Source organism: Nocardia nova NBRC 15556 (genome assembly GCF_001613005.1).
Classification (GTDB): Bacteria; Actinomycetota; Actinomycetes; order Mycobacteriales; family Mycobacteriaceae; genus Nocardia; species Nocardia nova.
The window spans coordinates 107,568-125,236 of sequence record NZ_BDBN01000022.1; the positions used below are offsets into that span (position 1 = coordinate 107,568).

Annotated in this window: 19 protein-coding genes; 10 read left to right on the plus strand and 9 right to left on the minus strand. The window is 66.9% G+C overall.

Translation table 11 applies throughout. The annotated features are described in order from the left end of the window. Positions 1–129 precede the first annotated feature (129 nt). Positions 130–462 (plus strand): nuclear transport factor 2 family protein, encoded by a 333-nt coding sequence (locus NN2_RS10005; RefSeq protein WP_156511292.1) that lies wholly within the window; start codon positions 130–132, stop codon positions 460–462. A gap of 11 nt (positions 463–473) precedes the next feature. On the opposite strand, the gene NN2_RS10010 is transcribed toward NN2_RS10005, so the two are convergent. From NN2_RS10010 to NN2_RS10020, 3 genes are all read right to left on the minus strand, one after another. Further along, a complete protein-coding gene (locus NN2_RS10010; protein WP_063012447.1) occupies positions 474–1,415 on the minus strand; it encodes a sigma-70 family RNA polymerase sigma factor in 942 nt (313 codons plus the stop codon). 10 nt (positions 1,416–1,425) lie between these two features. After that, a complete protein-coding gene (locus NN2_RS10015) occupies positions 1,426–2,616 on the minus strand; it encodes an NAD(P)/FAD-dependent oxidoreductase (RefSeq protein WP_063012449.1) in 1,191 nt (396 codons plus the stop codon). A gap of 209 nt (positions 2,617–2,825) precedes the next feature. Next, entirely contained in the window at positions 2,826–3,164 is a 339-nt protein-coding gene (locus tag NN2_RS10020; protein ID WP_063012450.1) for a hypothetical protein, read from the minus strand. Between the two features lie 233 nt (positions 3,165–3,397). Here NN2_RS10020 and NN2_RS37070 point away from each other — a divergent pair, with 233 nt between their 5' ends. Then, a complete protein-coding gene (locus NN2_RS37070; protein ID WP_146098637.1) occupies positions 3,398–3,598 on the plus strand; it encodes a hypothetical protein in 201 nt (66 codons plus the stop codon). Between the two features lie 274 nt (positions 3,599–3,872). Then, positions 3,873–5,618, plus strand: a complete 1,746-nt coding sequence (locus NN2_RS10025) for a pentapeptide repeat-containing protein (protein ID WP_169812391.1) — start codon at positions 3,873–3,875, stop codon at positions 5,616–5,618. 62 nt (positions 5,619–5,680) lie between these two features. On the opposite strand, the gene NN2_RS10030 is transcribed toward NN2_RS10025, so the two are convergent. Continuing rightward, the gene (locus tag NN2_RS10030; protein WP_063012454.1) at positions 5,681–6,583 is read right to left on the minus strand and encodes a LysR family transcriptional regulator; all 903 of its coding nucleotides are present in this window, start codon (positions 6,581–6,583) and stop codon (positions 5,681–5,683) included. 150 nt (positions 6,584–6,733) lie between these two features. Here NN2_RS10030 and NN2_RS10035 point away from each other — a divergent pair, with 150 nt between their 5' ends. Both NN2_RS10035 and NN2_RS10040 read left to right on the plus strand, forming a co-directional pair. Further along, a complete protein-coding gene (locus tag NN2_RS10035; protein WP_063012456.1) occupies positions 6,734–7,045 on the plus strand; it encodes an EthD family reductase in 312 nt (103 codons plus the stop codon). A 259-nt stretch (positions 7,046–7,304) separates the two neighbouring features. Next, positions 7,305–8,066: a hypothetical protein gene (locus tag NN2_RS10040; RefSeq protein WP_063012458.1), complete on the plus strand. Its 762-nt coding sequence runs from the start codon at positions 7,305–7,307 to the stop codon at positions 8,064–8,066. Positions 8,067–8,314: 248 nt separating this feature from the next. Here NN2_RS10040 and ychF read toward each other — a convergent pair whose 3' ends face one another. Both ychF and NN2_RS10050 read right to left on the minus strand, forming a co-directional pair. After that, positions 8,315–9,394, minus strand: a complete 1,080-nt coding sequence (ychF, locus tag NN2_RS10045) for a redox-regulated ATPase YchF (RefSeq protein WP_063012460.1) — start codon at positions 9,392–9,394, stop codon at positions 8,315–8,317. A gap of 117 nt (positions 9,395–9,511) precedes the next feature. Further along, entirely contained in the window at positions 9,512–10,369 is an 858-nt protein-coding gene (locus NN2_RS10050; protein ID WP_063012462.1) for a hypothetical protein, read from the minus strand. Between the two features lie 165 nt (positions 10,370–10,534). Here NN2_RS10050 and NN2_RS10055 point away from each other — a divergent pair, with 165 nt between their 5' ends. Beyond that, on the plus strand, positions 10,535–10,972 hold the full coding sequence (locus NN2_RS10055; RefSeq protein ID WP_030518629.1) for a GlcG/HbpS family heme-binding protein: 438 nt from the start codon (positions 10,535–10,537) through the stop codon (positions 10,970–10,972). Between the two features lie 100 nt (positions 10,973–11,072). Here the strand turns inward: NN2_RS10055 and NN2_RS10060 are convergent, their stop codons facing one another. Continuing rightward, complete coding sequence (locus NN2_RS10060) at positions 11,073–11,675, minus strand: GlcG/HbpS family heme-binding protein (protein ID WP_082856883.1); 603 nt, start codon at positions 11,673–11,675, stop codon at positions 11,073–11,075. On the opposite strand from NN2_RS10060, the gene NN2_RS10065 reads away from it, so the two are divergent. Further along, the gene (locus NN2_RS10065) at positions 11,596–12,057 is read left to right on the plus strand and encodes a MarR family winged helix-turn-helix transcriptional regulator (RefSeq protein ID WP_063012466.1); all 462 of its coding nucleotides are present in this window, start codon (positions 11,596–11,598) and stop codon (positions 12,055–12,057) included. The two genes, NN2_RS10060 and NN2_RS10065, sit on opposite strands and share 80 nt — an antisense overlap. Here NN2_RS10065 and NN2_RS10070 read toward each other — a convergent pair. Beyond that, positions 12,030–12,644, minus strand: a complete 615-nt coding sequence (locus tag NN2_RS10070) for a TIGR03086 family metal-binding protein (protein ID WP_063012468.1) — start codon at positions 12,642–12,644, stop codon at positions 12,030–12,032. The two genes, NN2_RS10065 and NN2_RS10070, sit on opposite strands and share 28 nt — an antisense overlap. A gap of 100 nt (positions 12,645–12,744) precedes the next feature. On the opposite strand from NN2_RS10070, the gene NN2_RS10075 reads away from it, so the two are divergent. Next, positions 12,745–13,698: a helix-turn-helix transcriptional regulator gene (locus NN2_RS10075; protein WP_063012470.1), complete on the plus strand. Its 954-nt coding sequence runs from the start codon at positions 12,745–12,747 to the stop codon at positions 13,696–13,698. A 59-nt stretch (positions 13,699–13,757) separates the two neighbouring features. Here NN2_RS10075 and NN2_RS10080 read toward each other — a convergent pair whose 3' ends face one another. Beyond that, a complete protein-coding gene (locus NN2_RS10080; protein WP_156511293.1) occupies positions 13,758–14,699 on the minus strand; it encodes a hypothetical protein in 942 nt (313 codons plus the stop codon). Between the two features lie 338 nt (positions 14,700–15,037). Here NN2_RS10080 and NN2_RS10085 point away from each other — a divergent pair, with 338 nt between their 5' ends. Continuing rightward, entirely contained in the window at positions 15,038–17,323 is a 2,286-nt protein-coding gene (locus NN2_RS10085; RefSeq protein WP_063012474.1) for a carbon starvation CstA family protein, read from the plus strand. Positions 17,324–17,337: 14 nt separating this feature from the next. Continuing rightward, the gene (locus tag NN2_RS38510) at positions 17,338–17,532 is read left to right on the plus strand and encodes a YbdD/YjiX family protein (RefSeq protein WP_369829502.1); all 195 of its coding nucleotides are present in this window, start codon (positions 17,338–17,340) and stop codon (positions 17,530–17,532) included. The last annotated feature ends 137 nt before the right edge of the window (positions 17,533–17,669 follow it).

The window sequence follows — 17,669 nt, forward strand, 5'->3', positions numbered from 1 at the left end:
GAATTCTCGCCAGCACGGCAAGGCCGCGAACACCAAGATCGTGGGCATGACGGCGGATGTGATGACCACCTTGCGAGCGTTCTACGCGGCCGAAGCGGCCTATCTCACGGAGGGGCCGAGTTCGGGGAGATGGCTCGGCATCTGGCATCCGATGTCGTCATGTACCAGGCATCGAGCCTGCCCTACGGGGGCGAATGGCGCGGACACGACGGCTTCCGGCAGTTCATCGCCGCAATGGGCGACAGCTGGGACGGACTATGGTTCGACGACCAGCAGTTCCTCAGCGACGGCGACCGAGTCGTCGTCTACAGCCGGGGGCGCTTGCGGGCGCGCCGCACCGGACGCGAACTCGAAACCTCACTGCTGCAATGGATCAGCTTTCGAGACGGCCTCATCACCGAGTTCCGGCCGTACTATCACGACACCTCGGCGGTCCTGGCGGTGCTGGACGAGCAGGTGTAGGCCGCTCGTAGTCACCACGATTCGATCAGCGGGACATCGTGTTCCTGCCGCTGCCATTCCTCGGTAAGGCGACCGAGTCGCTGCCGGGCGGCGATACCGCGCACGCCCGCGATCTTGTCGTCGCGGACCTCCAGGATCAGCACACCCACAACGCGATCGTCGAGCGTGGCGAGCATGGCCGGACAGGCGTTGACCACAGCGGCATGGATGGCGGGCGAGCCGCCGGCGAGTTTGCGCTTCGCCGGAGTCGGTTTGAAGCCGGCCCGCACCGCACTGGCGATCCGCTGCGGCGTCGCGTACCGGATGAATTTCGCGGCCCATCCCAGACCGGCGCCGTCGGAGATGCCGGTCGCGTCGTCGGTCAGCAGTGCCACCAGCTGTTCGGTCCGGCCCGAGGAGGCGGCGGCGACGAACGCCTCGACGATCCGGCGCGCAGTTGCCCGGTCCGTTTCGGTGGTCGTGCCGGCGGCGGCGATTCGACGTCGCGCCCGGTGCAGATATTGCTGACTCGCGGATTCGGTGATGTCGAGGATTTCGGCTGTCTCGGCGTGGCTGTACGAAAAGGCTTCGCGCAGTACGTAAACGGCACGTTCGATCGGCGACAGTCGCTCCATGAGCATGAGCACCGCCAGGGTCACCGATTCGCGCTGCTCGACGGTATCGGCCGGGCCGAGCATCGGGTCGCCGTCGAGCAACGGTTCGGGCATCCAGGCGCCGACCGCGCGTTCGCGCCGCGTTGTCGCCGAACGGAGGCGGTCGAGCGCCAGATTGGTGACGACCTTGGTCAGCCACGCCTCGGGCACCTCGACGTACCCTCGGTCGGCGGCCTGCCACCGCAGGAACGCGTCCTGCACCGTGTCCTCGGCGTCGGCGGCCGAGCCGAGCAGACGGTAGGCCAGCGAGGCCAGCCGATTCCGACTGGCCTCGAAACTCGCCACGGTGGCGGTATCCATGGGCACGACTCTAGGCGGCGACCACCGGCGCCGAGTTCTCTCGGGTACCGGCCCAGCGGTACTTGTGACTCGGCTTCCCGAAGGTCGGATGGCTCAGACTCCACGCGGCGGTGTCGAGAATTTTCGACTTGACGACCGCGGCCGGCCGGCCACACAGAGCCCACGACTTCGCGTGCACGTCGCCGTCGACCAGCTGGAAGATCCCGTCCCTGCGACCGAGGCTGATGTGGTTGCCGACATACGACAGCGAGGTCGTCGGTATCTTGCGTCCGGTCCGGTCGCCGATGATCGCCGCGGTCGCCTGCATGCCGGTGAATCCGGCCGAAGCACAGGACATCGGCAACGGGCGGCCGTTCTCGCCGATGACGAAGACGCTGTCCCCGGCGACGTAGACGTCCGGATGCGAGACCGACCGCATCTGACGGTCGACGGTGATCTGACCGTTGGCGACCACCTCGAGACCACTGGCGGCAGCGATCGGGTGGACGGCGAAGCCCGCGGCCCACACCGTCGCGTCGGACGTGAAAACGGTGCCGTCGGTCGCGACCGCGGCGTCCTTCCCGACGCGCCCGATCGTTGTCTGCTCGTGAACCGTGATGCCGAAACGGTCGAAGGCGCGCAGCAGATGACCGCGGCCCTTCGCGCCCAGCCAGCCACCCAATTCACCACTGGTGACGAGGCCGACTCGAAGTCCCGGCCGTGATTCGGCCAGTTCGGTGGCGGCCTCGATCGCAGTCAGGTTACCGCCGACGACCAGCACTTTTCCGTCGTCGCCCAGCTCGTCGAGGCGGGCGCGCAGACGCAGGGCCGCCGGGCGCGCGGTCACGTGGAAGGCATGCTCGTGGACGCCGGGAACCCCTTGATCGGCGGCGGTACTGCCGAGCGCGTAGAGCAATGTGTCGTATTCGAGCCGATCGAGGCCGCAACCGTCGGCGACAGTGACGGTCCGGGCCTCGACGTCGACGGCGGTCACCCGTGCCACGCGCAACCGGACGCCCGTACCCGCGAATATCTCCGCCAGCGGCCGATGGCGCAGTTCCTGCCCGGCGGCGAGCTGATGCAGCCGCAACCGCTCGACGAAATCGGGTTCGGCATTGACGACGGTGATGTCGAAGTCGTCGGCGTGCAGTTGGCGGGCCAGGTATCCGGCGCAGAAGGTTCCGGCATATCCGGCCCCGAGAACGACGATGCGGTGCTTCATGATTCGCTCCTGTCTGGTTCGCGTGCTGCCTGAACGAGACAGAGCGCGAATTCCTGACAGGACCAGACAGTGATCTGCGTCACTCTCCGTCATCGCCGGGTGCGGGCATTTCACAGCGGCATTCGAAGTGGTCCCTTCGCGTGGCGAACTGGAGGCCGAGCACCGCCCGCAGCCGCCTCGGCGGTAGGCGGCTGCGGCGCGATCGTTGGTCAGTCCTTGCTCGCCGGTTCAACGGTCTTGCCGTCCCCGGCCGTCCGTTCCGCACGCTGCGCTTTGAGGTCGGCCTGCCACTTCTGGAAATCGGCCCGCATCGCATCGATCTGGCGTTCCAGGGCGTCCTGAGTGTCCGACCACCAACTCTGCGCGGCTTTCCGCAGGTCCGCCGCGGTCTTCTCGAACTCGTTTCCCTCGTTCTGAAGGGTCTCGCTCAGCTCCTCCCGCCGAGCCTGCAACGCGGTGCGACTCCGTTCCCGCGCGGCAGCAGACGACTCTTCGAACTGCTTCACCCGAGCCGCGAGATCCGTCAGCGATTCCGACAACGGCTTCATCTTCCTTGTCCTTTCGGATCGGTTCGACCCTCGACCGGGCCACCATTCGTCACTGTCGAGCGTGACGTCCCCGCCCGGCCCAACCAAGGGCAGAATGTCATCTGATATCCCGCGCTCGATACCGCTTCCGGTCCGGCCTGCATGCCGAAGCGCCCTCTCGGCGGCGAGCGCATGCTCCGGGCAGCACCGGGTATGCGCGAGACAAGAACAGTCGTCCGACGAGGAGTAATCCGATGTCAGGAGTTGCGGCCCACCTGGGACAGCGAATATCGGCAGCGGCACATTCGGCGTGGGCCATGGTCCACCACCCCCGCCGCGAACCGAACACCGATCTCGCCGCCGAACACCACTCGACCACGAGCGATCCCACCGGCGGCAAACAGCCCGGCGAACCCGAATCCTCGCCCCGCGGGCTCGGAGGCATGGACTTCTAGCGCCGCCGGCCCTCGGTGCTGAACAAATCGTGCAAACCGCCTCGCATTCGGCGGTTTTCGCGCATCAACGCGGAGGTTTGCACGAAAAGTTCGGGGCATGCCTGTTGTTGCGGTAGTCGCGAGTGAAGTAGTCGTCGAGGCTCTCGAGTCGCAACCGGTTGCCGTGAAAGGCCTCCGGACGGGTCTGGTGAACGCCCACGGCGGAGGAGGTCTCGCGCGGTGCCCGTTCCCACGCTCGATGGCGCTTACTTTCGGTATCGAGCAGAATCGTGCAGTGACCAGGAGGGTGAGCGCGTTTCGCGCACAGGCACATTCGAGAATGACCGCGCTGCGGGCGGCGTCGACCAAGGAATCCCGCGCGGCATTCAGCCGCCGGGCGGGACGAATACGGCTGTTCCCCGCGGTCACCGCAGCGCTGCTCGCCGGACTGGCTGTGGCCTTCGCGGCCTACGGATTCCTCCGCTGGCTCACGCCCGTCGATGAAACCAAGCAAGCCGCCGAAATCGATATCACTCGTGTCGCATTGACCGTTGTCGCCGGTGTCGGCGGCGTAGTCGCCCTGGTCATCGCCTACCGGCGTCAACGCGATCTGGAACAGAGCCGATTTGTCGAACGCTTCGGCGCCGCAGCCGCCCAACTCGGCGCGACGGATGTCGCGGTCCGAATCGCCGGGGTCTACGCGATGGCCGGTGTCGCCGACGAATCCGACGGCCTGCGCCGCCAGCAATGCATCGACGTGCTGTGCGGATACCTCCGCTTGCCCTACAGCCCGGAGCTCGGCGCCAACCACCAGAGCAAACTGGTCGTCAAACAGCACCGCGCGACGGCGGACAACACCCGCGCCGACGACCGGGAGCACCACCACGAATATCGGCACAATGACCGAGAAGTTCGCGCAACCATCCTCCGCGTCATTACCGACCACCTTCGGCCCAAGGCCGCATACAGCTGGTCGACAGTCGATTTCGACTTTCGCACGGCCTATCTCGAGAACGCCGACTTCAGCCGTGCACAGTTACTGGGTTCTGCGCGGTTCGGCGGCGCGACCTTCTCCGCCGACGCCCGGTTCGGTAGCGCTACCTTCTCCGGCAACGCCGAGTTCGACGACGTAACCTTCTCCGGCAATGCGTGGTTCGACAGCGTAACCTTCTCCGGCGACGCCCGATTCGGCAACGCAACCTTCTCCGGCAACGCCCGGTTCGACGGCGCGACCTTCACCGGCAACGCCCGATTCGACGACGCGACCTTCGCCGACCACGCCGCGTTCGCCGGCGCGAACTTCTCCGCCGACGCCCGGTTCGGCGGCGCGACCTTCGCGGGCGCCGCAGGATTCGGCGAGACGACCTTTTCGGGCAACGCCCGGTTCGACGGCGCGACCTTCACCGGCAACGCCCACTTCGACGGCGCCACCTTCACCGGCAACGCCCGGTTCCGCAACGTAACCTTTTCCGGCAACGCCCGATTCGACGGCGCGACCTTTTCCGCGAATGCCCGGTTCGGCGACGCGACCTTCGTCGGCGACGCGGGATTCGGCGACGCCACCTTCGCCGGCAACACAGGATTCGACAGCGCGACTTTTTCCGGTGACGCCGAGTTCGGCGAGGCGACCTTCTCCGGCAGCGCCGAGTTCGGTGACGCAACCTTCGCCGGCAACACAGGGTTCGGCGGCGCCACCTTCGCAAGCGACGCAGGATTCGGCGGCGCCACCTTCACCGGAAACGCTCGATTCGACCGAGTGAATTTCGCCGGCAATACATGGTTCGGCAGCGCGACTTTCGCCGCCGAGGCCCGGTTCGATCGTGTGACCTTCGCCGGCAACGCCCGGTTCGATGAGGCAGACTTCGGTAGCGGCACCATCTCGTTCGACGAACCGAGACAGTGGGGACCTCCGATACCTATATTCGACTGGAGCCAGGACCACAGTCGGAAGCCAACCAACATCGAGCCTCAGAATTGGCCGCCCGCGGTGGCGGCACCAACTCTCTCGGCAGGCTCAGCAAGCCGCCACCAGCAGCAATAGATGGGTCTCACGCACCATCGATGACACGCGGCCGATGTCCGTCTCGCGTGACCTCCTGCGCGTCAGTCCGGCAGCCAGTGCAGCTCGTGTGCCAGGGTTTTGGCGACGGTGCGGACGCGGCGGTGTAGTGGTGACTGCACGCGCGGGAGGACCAGGTGGATCGTCAAGGTGGGCGCGCCCAGCAGCGGTCGCCACGTGAGACCGGCCGGTTGTGTCGTGACCGCTACTTCACCGGCCGGAGCGAGGGTGAGCCCGTCGCGTAGGTCGCGCTGAGAGATATCGAAAGAGACTGCGGGCGTGACGAATCGGGGGCTCGGCCGGGTGTCGCGGAACAGTGCGGCGAGCTGATCGTGGATCACGGGGTTGGCCGCACGGTCGGGAAGTCGCAGCGGATACGCGGCCGCGTCGGCGATCTCGATCTCCGGGTGTCCGGCCAGCGGATGATGCTGCGCCAGTTGGACCCCGACGCCCTCGCGCCGCAGCAGGAACCGGCGCACGCCACGGCCCGGCTGTTCACCGCGAGTGATCCCCGCATCGATGCGGCCGTCGGCGACCGCTGGGGAGATGTCCGGTGTCGCCATCGGGACCGCGCCGACGTCGAGTCCCGGGCTGCTGCGAATGAGCTTGTCCACCAGGGCCGGTGCCGTCTCGGCTCCCGTGCTGAGGCTGTATCCGATGCGCAGCGTGCCCAGTTCACCGGCCCCCGCATTCCGGGCGGTGTCCCATGCCCGATCCAGCGCCGCCAGCGCGGGTGGCGCGGACTCCGCCAAAGCCGCACCGGCCGTGGTCAATACGACGCTACGCGTGTTTCGAACCAGCAGGCTCGTACCGAGTTCCGCCTCCAATCGGCGCATCCGGGCACTGAGTGCGGGCTGCGCGATACCGATGCGTGCTGCCGCGCGGGTGAAGTTCAACTCCTGCGCCAGCACCAGAAAGTACCGCAGGCTCACCGTATCCGGCGCCACATACCCTCCCTGCCGATTGATAACGATCCGTTCTGAGTCTATCCCCTTCCGGTCTTTCCCTCGACCATGCATCAAGCCCTAACCTGCGCATATGACGATTCAACCGACCGCGGTACCGAACACCGCAGCCACAGACACCGGGAGGCAGTCATGCACAAGTTGGTAGTCCTGTATCCCGAGCCCGCCGACCCCGACCACTTCCGCGACTACTACGTGACCAACCACCTTCCACTGGTCACGAAAATGCCCGGCCTGCTTGCCTGGCGCTACAGCTTCGACGTGGCGGCCCCGAACGGAGATTCGCCGTATTTCGCGGTCTTCGAAGCCGACTTCGCCGACGCCGCCGCCGTGGCCGCGGCACGGGCATCACAGCCCGGCCGGCGGGCGGCCGCCGATGTCGTCAACTACGCCACCGGCGGTGCGGTCGTCATCGACTATCCGGTGCAGGACGGCACCATCTGAGGCAGGACCGCGTCCGGGTCGCGTTCGGCCGAGCGTTGCGTACTCGGGGCTCGACTCGCGTTCCGAAGCCGAATAACCTCTGCACGCAACCCACCGATCCGACCGATGCCGGCAGCGACCCAAGGCCGCCCCTCTGGCCGCATCACCCAGCTAGTGGACCCAAGTGCGCACCCATGCCGATTATCAAGTGGTGGTTACCGAACGAACGTTGGTACCGTGCGGGTGATATCCCGGCGATCGTCGAGGTGGACCGCGACACGTGCACGACGCCGTCCACTCTCGGCTGCGCACTCGGCAGCAGATCGAGGAGGAGTGCGCGCATATGTCGATGGTGCGACGGTTCTGGATCGAATTCGACGTGCGGGACTGCCCTGCCCCATGGTTCGGAAAAGCTATCGGTGTGACCGGATTCGACGTACGGGACTGTTTGTCGATGGCGGCAGATCTGGTGACCGACGGACCGTTGCCACCCGTGTGTCGAATCACGGTCGACATCTCACTGGCCGCGCCGCTGCCGCTGAATCCTCGCCATCTCGGAGTCCCGGTGTGGCGCGGCGTGTGGTACCCGCCGGTGAACCTCGGAACCGGACCGATCCGCGCCATCGACAGCAAAGGCGTATCCGGCGACTACCCGACACCAGTTCCGCCATCCCGCCGCCGAACGCGGACCGAAGAGCCCCTGCGCTCCATGTGGTGGGACGAAATCCCGCATTTCGATGCCCTGTGGTGGCCGCTGATGGACGTTCACCGCGACGGCAGAATGCGATATCACGCCCCGCAGGTGCGTGATATGTGCGTCAGGGATCCGACCTACGGGGTGCTGGTGCGCGAAGCCCTGGACTACATGATCGTGCGACGCCCGACACCGCAGGAATGGTTCGACCCGACCGGGATCAGGTTCGCCGACGAGCGGGAACTAGGCGAGTATCTGCGAGCCTTCCGCGACTACGTGGCCGGAACCCGCCCGGAGCCGATCTACCTTCCCGCCGGCGAACAGCCCGCACGCGACGCGCAACCATGACCTCCCGACAACGAGTGAAACCCCTTGGCACACGTCCTGCTATAGCCGCTGGGCATGCGCCTGAACAATACGGAACCGCTGCAGCTCGGGACATCCGGCAATGCCGCTTACCGCGCTGACCGAACCGGCCATCGCACAGCACCGGCGAAACGACCGAGCGCCCACCCGAATACCGGACGGGGCCTCAGCAAAGTCTCTACCAGGAGCGGTGCATGCCCCGCCCCTACTTCTTCTTAGACGCTGATCCGCTATACGTTGAAGCGGAACTCGACTACGTCGCCGTCGTGCATGACGTAGTCCTTACCCTCCATCCGTACCTTGCCCGTGGCCTTGGCGGCGGACATGGAGCCGGCTTCGACCAGGTCGTCGAAGGCGACGATTTCGGCCTTGATGAAGCCGCGTTCGAAGTCGGTGTGGATGACGCCGGCTGCCTTCGGGGCGGTGTCGCCCTGGTGGATGGTCCAGGCGCGGGCCTCTTTCGGGCCGGCGGTGAGGTAGGTCTGGAGGCCGAGGGTGTGGAAGCCGGCTCGGGCCAGGGCGTGCAGGCCGGGTTCGGTTTGGCCGATGGATTCCAGGAGCTCGAGGGCGGACTCGGCGTCGAGTTCCAGGAGTTCGGCTTCGACCTTGGCGTCGAGGAAGACCGAATCCGCCGGGGCGACTGCGGCTTTCAGTTCGGCGACGCGTGCCTCGTCCGTCAGGACCGACTCGTCGGCGTTGAAGACGTAGAGGAAGGGCTTGGTGGTCAGCAGCGACAGTTCGCGCAGGAGGTCGGCGTCGAGCTTGTCGCGGACCGCGTACAGGGTCTTGCCCTCGTTGAGGAATTCCTGGGCCTGCTTGGCGGCGTCGGCCACCGGTTTGCGGTCCTTCTTGACCTTGGCTTCCTTGTCGAGGCGGACCACCGCCTTCTCCAGCGTCTGCAGGTCGGCGAGGATGAGCTCGGTTTCGATGACCTCGATATCGCTGAGCGGGTCGACCTTGCCGTCGACGTGGACCACGTCGTCGTCGGCGAAGACGCGGACCACCTGGCAGATAGCGTCGGCTTCGCGGATGTTGGCGAGGAACTTGTTGCCCAGGCCCGCGCCTTCGGAGGCGCCCTTCACGATGCCGGCGATGTCGACGAACGACACCGTCGCGGGGACGATGCGCTCGGAGCCGAAGATCTCGGCGAGCTTGTCCAGCCTCGGGTCGGGCAGCGGCACCACGCCGACGTTCGGCTCGATGGTGGCGAACGGGTAGTTCGCCGCGAGCACGTCGTTGCGGGTCAGCGCGTTGAACAGCGTCGACTTTCCGACGTTGGGCAGGCCGACGATACCGAGGGTGAGACTCACGAGTGCAAGAGTCTACGCGGCGCACGTTCGGCAACCGAATCTGCCCAGGTCGCGACCACCGGATGGAGTGCCCGGTATCCGGACGTGTTCTGTCACCACCCGCGCGCGACCGGCTACTCAGAAAGTGGCGGGCAGCGCGAGCGCGCTCTCGATCGCCGCATCCAGAAACGCGAGAGTGTCACGGCGGCGTGCGAGCGGATTGCGATAGGAGCGGCACCCCTCGGCGCCGCGCGTGCGGAGGTGGAGGCTCTCGGCGATGATCGGCTGCCAACGCGGGTCGAACGACCGCAGCGCATAGCGGCCGGCTCCGCATTTGGAGGTCATCGTTCCGGTCGCGAGCACATGATGAAGGCGACTCACCCCGAGAACTGCCCATACCGGAAACCACGGGGTCAGCCCCACCGCGAGCGACAGCGGATGCGCTGCCCGGGCACGTTCCCACCACGGCCGCCAATAGTTGCGCACGTTGTCCACGGTGAAGTCGCGCAAGGCCACCCGATCCGCCCACAGCTCGATATCGCCCGGCTGTGGGCCGCGAACCGTGATCCCGTGCCAGGCCAGCTCACAGAACGTCACCGGGTCGATGCCGAAGCGACCGGAGGTGGTGAACCGGCTCTCCTGGGCGCAGGGAACATCGGGGCACTCGTCCGGCCCGGCCGCGAGATCCGCCCAATGCACAACGGCACCATCGAAATTCGGCCGCCGTGCGGCGCGGACCGTGCGGCTGTGCGCCTCGGCCACGGCTGCCATCTCCGGCGAGTCGGGCTCGATGCGCCGATCGGTCACCGCGACGAAGTCGATATCGCTCGCGGTGGCGAGCCGCCCTCGCCCGGCACCGCGTGGATGGAAATCCTCCAACGCGACCGAGCCGACAAGATAGAAGCCGCTGATCAAGCCCGGCGACAACTCGTCGACGGCCGTGAGGAACAGCCCGACACTGCGCGCGACCTCGGCCGGAAGATCGTCGATGGACATGCCGTCAACCTACCGTTCGACGACCCTCGACCCCAGGAACGAATCGCGAACACCCGTACGCGCGCTCGATCCGCTGTGCAGCTGAACAAACATACTCTGCCGCAACGGATTCGACGACCCACACCGCAGCCCGCACATGCGACCACACCGGGCTAAGGTCGTTTCATGGCGCAGATCCCTCGACTTCCCGGATTGGGCTTGGCCGATGCCGATTGGCTGGTGACCGCCGCACTGGCGGTGGCCTCCGAACATCGATTTCCGCCGCTGGCGGTGGCGGTTACCGATGTGAGCGGTGCGGTGATCGCGCTGCGCCGGGCGGACGGCGGGATGCCGATGACGAGTCGCCTCGCGGTGGCCAAGGCGCGCACCGCACTACTGACACTGCATCCGTCGGGACAACTCCCCCTGCCGGGTGAGATCGTCGACAGCATTCAGCATCTCTACGACGGTGATTACATTCCGTTCGCGGGCGGGGTGCTCGTCACCGAGAACGGGGTGATTCTCGGGGCCGCCGGGGCCTCGGGTGCGCATGCGACACAGGACGAAGAGGCCGTGCAGGTCGCCGTGCAGCGCTGGCACGAATATCGTTCGCACACAGCCTGATCGAGACACTCGCACATGCTCTGGTAGCCGGCGACGCAGCGGGATCCGACCATGCGACCGGCACAGTTGCGCGCGTGGCACCACGCCCGCCGGCGTTCTGCTACACCGGGTCCGGCGTCGGCCGGGCACAAGCCAGCCCGAACTCGGCGCACTCGTCGTCCTGTTCGGGCCGACCGCCGCTGACCGCGACCGCACCCACCACGACACCGTCGCGACGGATCAGCCGAGAGCCCGCACCCACCACGATCGGCGTCGGCGACAGCTGATCGATTCGATCGAACAGGGCGGGCCACACCGCCTGGAGTTGCTGCAGTTCACCGCCCTCGCGATGAAACAGGGCGACCCCGGCCGCCTTCGCGGGAGCGATCCGGGCCGACAGCGGTGGCGCACCGTCCATCCGGTCCAGCACTCGCACGTGTCCACCCTCGTCCACGACCGCCACGGTCACTCGGGCACCCAATTCCCCAGCGCGAGAGCGTATCCGAGTGCTGATGGCGTGCGCTTCATGCAGCGTGAGCAACATCTTCTCCACCTCCGATAATCGTTGGCTGTACCAACGGTTCGCCCAGGCGACGCTACCCCACATTCGTTGGCTCGTCCAACGAATCCAGTAGACTTCACGCATGGACGACACACCCGCACGCCTGCGCGGCAAACCGAGCTGGCTGGTCAGCAAGACCGCCGCACTCGCCCAGCGGCGCATCGGAGAAGCCGTGTCGGCGGTCGGCGCCCGCGGCTACCATTTCTCGATTCTGGCCGCACTCGACGAGTTCGGGCCCGCCAGTCAAGTGGCGATCGGCCAGCGCTGCCGGATCGACCGCAGCGATATGCACGCCATGCTGGCCGAGCTCGAGGCGCAAAAATACGTTGCGCGAGAGCCGGATCCGGACGACCGCCGCCGCAACCTCATCACCCTCACCGCGGCCGGCGAGCGGCGACTGCACGAACTGGATGCCACGTTGACTGCCGCCCAGGACGAGATATTCGGCGAGCTGACGAAGGCGGAGCGCGAACACCTGGTCGAGCTGCTGACCCGCGTGCTGGACAACCGGCAGACTCAGACGCGCGGGTCGCGGCCGAGGTAGCGCAGCAGTGTGTCGACGGCGGTATCGCCGGGCTCGGCATCCAGCACGGCCGCGTACGCGCCCCACTGGCGCAGCGGTTCGATCAGATCGGTTGCGGCAGTGAGGAGATGGGTGGCCAGGGTGTCGGTCAGCGGAGACGGCCGGCCGGTGGCGACCGCGATGTCCCAGGCGTGGACGGCAGCATCCAGGGCAGCCATGACGGCGGCGACGGGGGTCGGGAGGACGCCGTGCGGGAGCGGGGTGGGAACGGTTTCGGCGTCGTCGGTGACGGTGGCCCAGGCGGCGGCGGTCTGCTCGATGGCAGCGGAGACAAGCTGTGTGCCGGTGCCGTCGAGCGAGCCGGAGGGGGCGAAGGGGTCGTAGGCGGGGCCGGCGCCCAGTCCCAGGGCCGCGGCGAAGGCGAGCTGATCACCGGCGGCGTGCTGCACGACCTGGGTGACGGTCCACTGCGAGCAGGGAGTCGGCAGGTCCCACTGGGCGGCGCCGATTCCCACGACCGCGTCGGCGAGGGCACGGTAGGACTCGGCGACGACGTCACGCCAGACCGGGGCGAGAGCGGCGGCGGGGGAAACGGAGGTGCTGTTCATCGGAGGGCCTTTCGTTCTTCGTTTTCGGCGTTGAACTCAGGTTATGCGCCAATTAGGCTTGTTTTCTTCCTAATAATTCGCCGACGGAAAGCGCTTCGATGTGACCTCCACCACAACCCGTGTGCTGCGGCTGCTGTCGCTGTTGCAGGACCGCACCTATACCGGTCGGGAGCTGGCACAAAGGCTCGATGTCAGCGACCGGACTCTGCGTCAGGACATCGCACGGCTGCGGGAACTGGGGTATCCGGTCCATGCCGAGCGCGGTGCGGTCGGCGGCTATCGGATCGGCCAGGGCAAGACCATGCCGCCGCTGCTGCTCGACGACGACGAGGCCGTCGCGGTGGCGGTGGCGATCGGCCTCGCCGAGGACGGCTCCACCGGGGTCGCGGATATCGACGAGAACGTGGCGCGGGCGCTCGCCAAGCTGGAGCGAATTCTGCCGGTTCGGTTGCAGCGCAAGGTGACAGCGTTGCGCACGGCCACCGAGATCGGTCCCGCCACGACCGGCTCACGCGAACCCGATGCGCCCGTGCCGGCGCAGACTCTGGCCACCATCGCGTCGGCGATACGCGGTACCCGGGTCCTGAACGTCGACGGCGGACGCCTCGAGCCGTATCGGCTGATCAATTGGCAACGCCGGTGGTATCTCGTCGCTTACGATCTCGAAAGCCATTGCTGGCGCGCCCTTCCCGTGGCCTCCGTCGACGACGTCGCGACCGGCTCCCACCACTTCGCGGCCCGCACGCTGCCCGATGACGATCTGGTGGCCTTCGTCCTGCGGGAAATCGCCAGAGCCGGTTGGCGAGTCCACGCCCGGGTCACGGTGCTGGCGCCCGCCGAGACCGTGATCGCGCGCATCAACCCGGCCGTCGGTGTGGTGGAAGCCGTCGACGCGCAATCGTGTGTGTTGTACACCGGTGCGGACACTCTGGAGACCATCGCGATCTACCTGAGCATGTTGATGATGGACTTCCGCGTCGACGAGCCGCCGGAACTCGTGGACCACATCCGGACACTGGGCCGTCGTTATTCGTCGGCTGTCCCACCCGAATAGCGCTTCCGACGGCCCCCGGAAAGGGCCCGAGGACGGCCCTGTGAGGTGCCGATACGGCACTAACAGCGTTCGTACAGACGAACGAAGGGCTCCGCCTCGGCCGAAACTTTTCGGCCTGGATCCGGGCAACCGCCTACCAGGACCTCGAAGCGGAAGCCTTGGTGCCCGCGGAGGGTGTACTCGACCACGGCACCGGACCGAGCGAGGCGGGGAAGGTGCTGACCGGCCAACTGTGCAGCCTGCTCCGCACTGAACACCTCGCCCGCCGGCGGAAGAATCGCGACGCCCAGTGTGCGGCCACCCACACCGGGCGGGTCGTACACACGGATGTCGGCGAAGTACGGGAAAGGCTGATCGGTAACCAACCACTCCCACAACTCGAGTTCACTGTCGGACGGGAAGCGGGTACGGCGGCTCGTGCTCGAGTCGGGTCGCAGACTCGAGCCCACGATCGAGAGATCGTGGTAACCGGAGGCCACCGTCCAGTCACGGGCCGCCAGTTCGGGAAACTCGCCGGCGATCTTTCGCATCGCCGCGGTGGCGCTCGAGGGTTCGGTACCAGAACTCGCGGCCACGATGACCTTCTCGGCCGGGCCTTCGACGTCGGCTGCGAATGTTCCGCCGTCACTCCAATGGATCTCGGCTCCAGGCCGGCTCGCCGACACTCGCGCCCAAGTGTTTGCCGCTTCGGCTTTCCTGGTGGTGTCGCCACCGAAACGCCAGGACGCGAAATACGAGTCCGTCATCCGGACCATTTTCAGCACCGTCGAGTCACCTCGGTACTGCGGCGGTAGCTGCTGGGTGGCCATCACGCGCACCACGGCCTCTGCCTGCGGGGCCGTTGCGTCGTCCTTCAACCGAACATCGAGGCCGGAGCTGTAGTCACCGTACCTGTGGTACTGGAACGTATGCGATGCGTCGGCCACCCCCGGCAACGCCTGTATCGCGGATTCGATCGCCCGCGACCAGCTATCACGCTCGGCTTGGTCAGGCCCCTGCATCGGTCTCGAGCACCCGATCGCCGAAGCCGCTGCGAGCAGCATGGCGATCGCCGACAACACCGAACGCGCAGTCCTCACCCACCTATACAACCGCAGACCAGGTTCGGAGCTACGGATCGCACCCGCGTCCGGCCCGAACGACACGCGGCCACCTGCGGTTTCGCCTCGGACGCCGGGATCCGGTCCGATGAACAGTTTCTGAACGGAGTGCGGATCCCACAGTGGGCTCGCCCGATTCGGCGGGATTCCGCTACCTTGAGTCAGTTCCACCTGATGTCCGGGCGGGCGGGGAAACTCGTCGCCGATCGGACCTACACCAGCACGGGAGAGTAGCTCGCATGGCGACCATCGAATACCTCCGAACCGAGCCGGACCTGCCTCCCGTCGGGATCGTCGACCGCCGGCCGATCACGCCGGCCAAGAAGGCGATCTTCGCGGCCGTCGCCGTCTTCGGTGCGGTCGCCTGGGCGATTCTCGCCGTCGCTCGTGGCGAGGACGTCAACGCGGTGTGGATCGTCATCGCGGCGGTGTGCACCTACATCATCGCCTACCAGTTCTACGCCCGGCTGATCGAATGGAAGATCACCACACCGCGCGACGACACCGCTACTCCGGCAGAGGAACTGGAGAACGGCACCGACTACATGCCGATGGACCGGCGGGTCCTGTTCGGTCACCATTTCGCCGCCATCGCCGGCGCCGGGCCGCTGGTCGGGCCGGTCCTCGCGGCGCAGATGGGGTATCTGCCGGGCACGCTGTGGATCGTGATCGGCGTCGTGCTCGCCGGTGCAGTCCAGGACTATCTGGTGCTGTGGGCATCGGTGAAGCGGCGCGGCCGCAGCCTCGGGCAGATGGCCCGCGACGAACTCGGTGTGGTGGGCGGTATCGCGGCGCTGATCGCGGTGCTGGTGATCATGGTGATTCTGCTGGCCGTGCTGGGCATCGTGGTAGTCAACGCGCTCGCCGCGACCAAGGGGGCCGACGGGCAGCTGCACGGCGGCAGCCCGTGGGGCGTGTTCTCGATTTCGATGACGATTCCGATCGCGCTGCTGATGGGCCTGTACCTGCGCTATGTGCGGCCGGGCAAGGTCGGCGAGATTTCCGTCGTCGGCTTCGTGCTGTTGCTGCTGGCCATCGTCTCCGGGCGCTGGGTGTCGGAATCCGGCTGGGGCCGTGACGTGTTCACCCTCTCGGGCACCACCATCGCGTGGATGCTGATCATCTACGGCTTCATCGCCTCGGTGCTGCCGGTGTGGCTGCTGCTGGCCCCGCGCGACTATCTGTCGACGTTCATGAAGGTCGGCACGATCGTGCTGCTGGCGCTGGGCGTGGTGATCACCATGCCGGTGCTGCACGCGCCCGCGGTCTCCCAATTCGCCGGCAACTCCAAGGGTCCGGCGTTCGCCGGCAGCCTGTTCCCGTTCCTGTTCATCACCATCGCCTGCGGTGCGCTCTCCGGATTCCACGCACTGGTCTCCTCGGGCACCACGCCGAAACTGCTCGAAAAGCAGTCGCAGGCACGGATGATCGGCTACGGCGGCATGCTGATGGAGTCGTTCGTCGCGGTGATGGCGATCATCGCGGCCAGCATTCTCGACCAGCATCTGTACTTCGCGATGAACACCGGCGGCCTCACCAGCGCGCAGGCCGCCGCCGACAAGGTGAACGCCCTCGGGCTCGGCGGCACACCGATCACCGCGAACGAGTTGAACCAGGCCGCTCACGACGTGGGTGAGCAAGCGATCTACTCCCGCACCGGCGGCGCGCCCACCCTGGCGGTCGGTATGGCCGAGGTGATGCACAACTTCATCGGCGGCGCCGCGATGAAGTCGTTCTGGTACCACTTCGCGATCATGTTCGAGGCGCTGTTCATCCTGACCACCATCGATGCGGGCACTCGCGTCGCGCGCTTCATGCTCTCGGACACGCTCGGCAACCTCGGCGGCCCGGCGCGCAAATTCAAGGATCCGTCCTGGCGGCCCGGAGCCTGGCTGTGCACGTTCGTCGTGGTCGCGGCCTGGGGTTCGGTGCTGCTGATGGGCGTGACCGATCCGCTCGGCGGCATCTACACGCTGTATCCGCTGTTCGGCATCGCCAATCAGCTGCTGGCCGCGGTCGCGCTGACGGTGGTACTGGTGATCGTGATGAAGAAGCGGCTGTGGAAGTGGGCCTGGATTCCGGCGCTGCCGCTGATCTGGGATCTCATCGTCACCATGACGGCCTCGTGGCAGAAGATCTTCTCCGGCGACAAGAACATCGGCTACTGGACCCAGCACCGCATCTACAGCGACGCTCGTGACGCCGGGAAGGTGCTGGCGCCGGCCAAGAGCATGGCCGATATGGACAAGGTCGTGCGCAACACGTTCATCCAGGGCTCACTGTCGATCATTTTCGCGGTGCTGGTGCTGATCGTGGCGGCGGTCGGTGTGATCGTCTGTGTGCAGGCGGTGCGCCGCGGCGGTGGGGCCACCACCGAGACTCCGGAGGTGCCGTCGAAGATCTTCGGGCCGTCAGGTTTCGTGACGACGAAGGCCGAGAAGGAGGTGCAGCGCGAATGGGCGGAGTACGAGCGTTCGGGCGCGGCGAAGGTCCCCGGCGCGGCGACGCCGGAACCGGCTTCTTAGCAAGCGAATTCGCTGTGCTGCGGGCGCCGCTGCGCGCGGTCCGGGCGGGAGCCCGCTATATGAACGCGGTGCTCGGCGGGCAGGACTACCCGCGATATGTGGAACATCTGCGGCGTCGGCATCCCGACCGGCCGATTCCGACCGAGAGTGAATACTGGCGCGAACGGCACGCGGCGGCCGATCGCAACCCCGGGACCCGGTGCTGCTGAGCTCGCCCCGCCGATGATCGGCGGCGAGTCCGGTCGACCGGGCAACCGGAAGCGGTTCCAGGCATCCGGCTCGCCTCGGCCGCCGCACCCCTCCAGCGAGCGTACGGTTCCGGTGCGATTCGCCAGTCCGCACGCGG

Coding starts and splice junctions, on each gene's coding strand:
- NN2_RS10005 (WP_156511292.1), top strand. CDS start 130: ATGGCTCGGCATCTGGCATCCGATGTCGTCATGTACCAGGCATCGAGC.
- NN2_RS10010 (WP_063012447.1), bottom strand. CDS start 1,415: ATGGATACCGCCACCGTGGCGAGTTTCGAGGCCAGTCGGAATCGGCTG.
- NN2_RS10015 (WP_063012449.1), bottom strand. CDS start 2,616: ATGAAGCACCGCATCGTCGTTCTCGGGGCCGGATATGCCGGAACCTTC.
- NN2_RS10020 (WP_063012450.1), bottom strand. CDS start 3,164: ATGAAGCCGTTGTCGGAATCGCTGACGGATCTCGCGGCTCGGGTGAAG.
- NN2_RS37070 (WP_146098637.1), top strand. CDS start 3,398: ATGTCAGGAGTTGCGGCCCACCTGGGACAGCGAATATCGGCAGCGGCA.
- NN2_RS10035 (WP_063012456.1), top strand. CDS start 6,734: ATGCACAAGTTGGTAGTCCTGTATCCCGAGCCCGCCGACCCCGACCAC.
- NN2_RS10050 (WP_063012462.1), bottom strand. CDS start 10,369: ATGTCCATCGACGATCTTCCGGCCGAGGTCGCGCGCAGTGTCGGGCTG.
- NN2_RS10055 (WP_030518629.1), top strand. CDS start 10,535: ATGGCGCAGATCCCTCGACTTCCCGGATTGGGCTTGGCCGATGCCGAT.
- NN2_RS10065 (WP_063012466.1), top strand. CDS start 11,596: ATGGACGACACACCCGCACGCCTGCGCGGCAAACCGAGCTGGCTGGTC.
- NN2_RS10060 (WP_082856883.1), bottom strand. CDS start 11,675: ATGCGCCGCTGGGCGAGTGCGGCGGTCTTGCTGACCAGCCAGCTCGGT.
- NN2_RS10070 (WP_063012468.1), bottom strand. CDS start 12,644: ATGAACAGCACCTCCGTTTCCCCCGCCGCCGCTCTCGCCCCGGTCTGG.
- NN2_RS10080 (WP_156511293.1), bottom strand. CDS start 14,699: ATGCAGGGGCCTGACCAAGCCGAGCGTGATAGCTGGTCGCGGGCGATC.
- NN2_RS10085 (WP_063012474.1), top strand. CDS start 15,038: ATGGCGACCATCGAATACCTCCGAACCGAGCCGGACCTGCCTCCCGTC.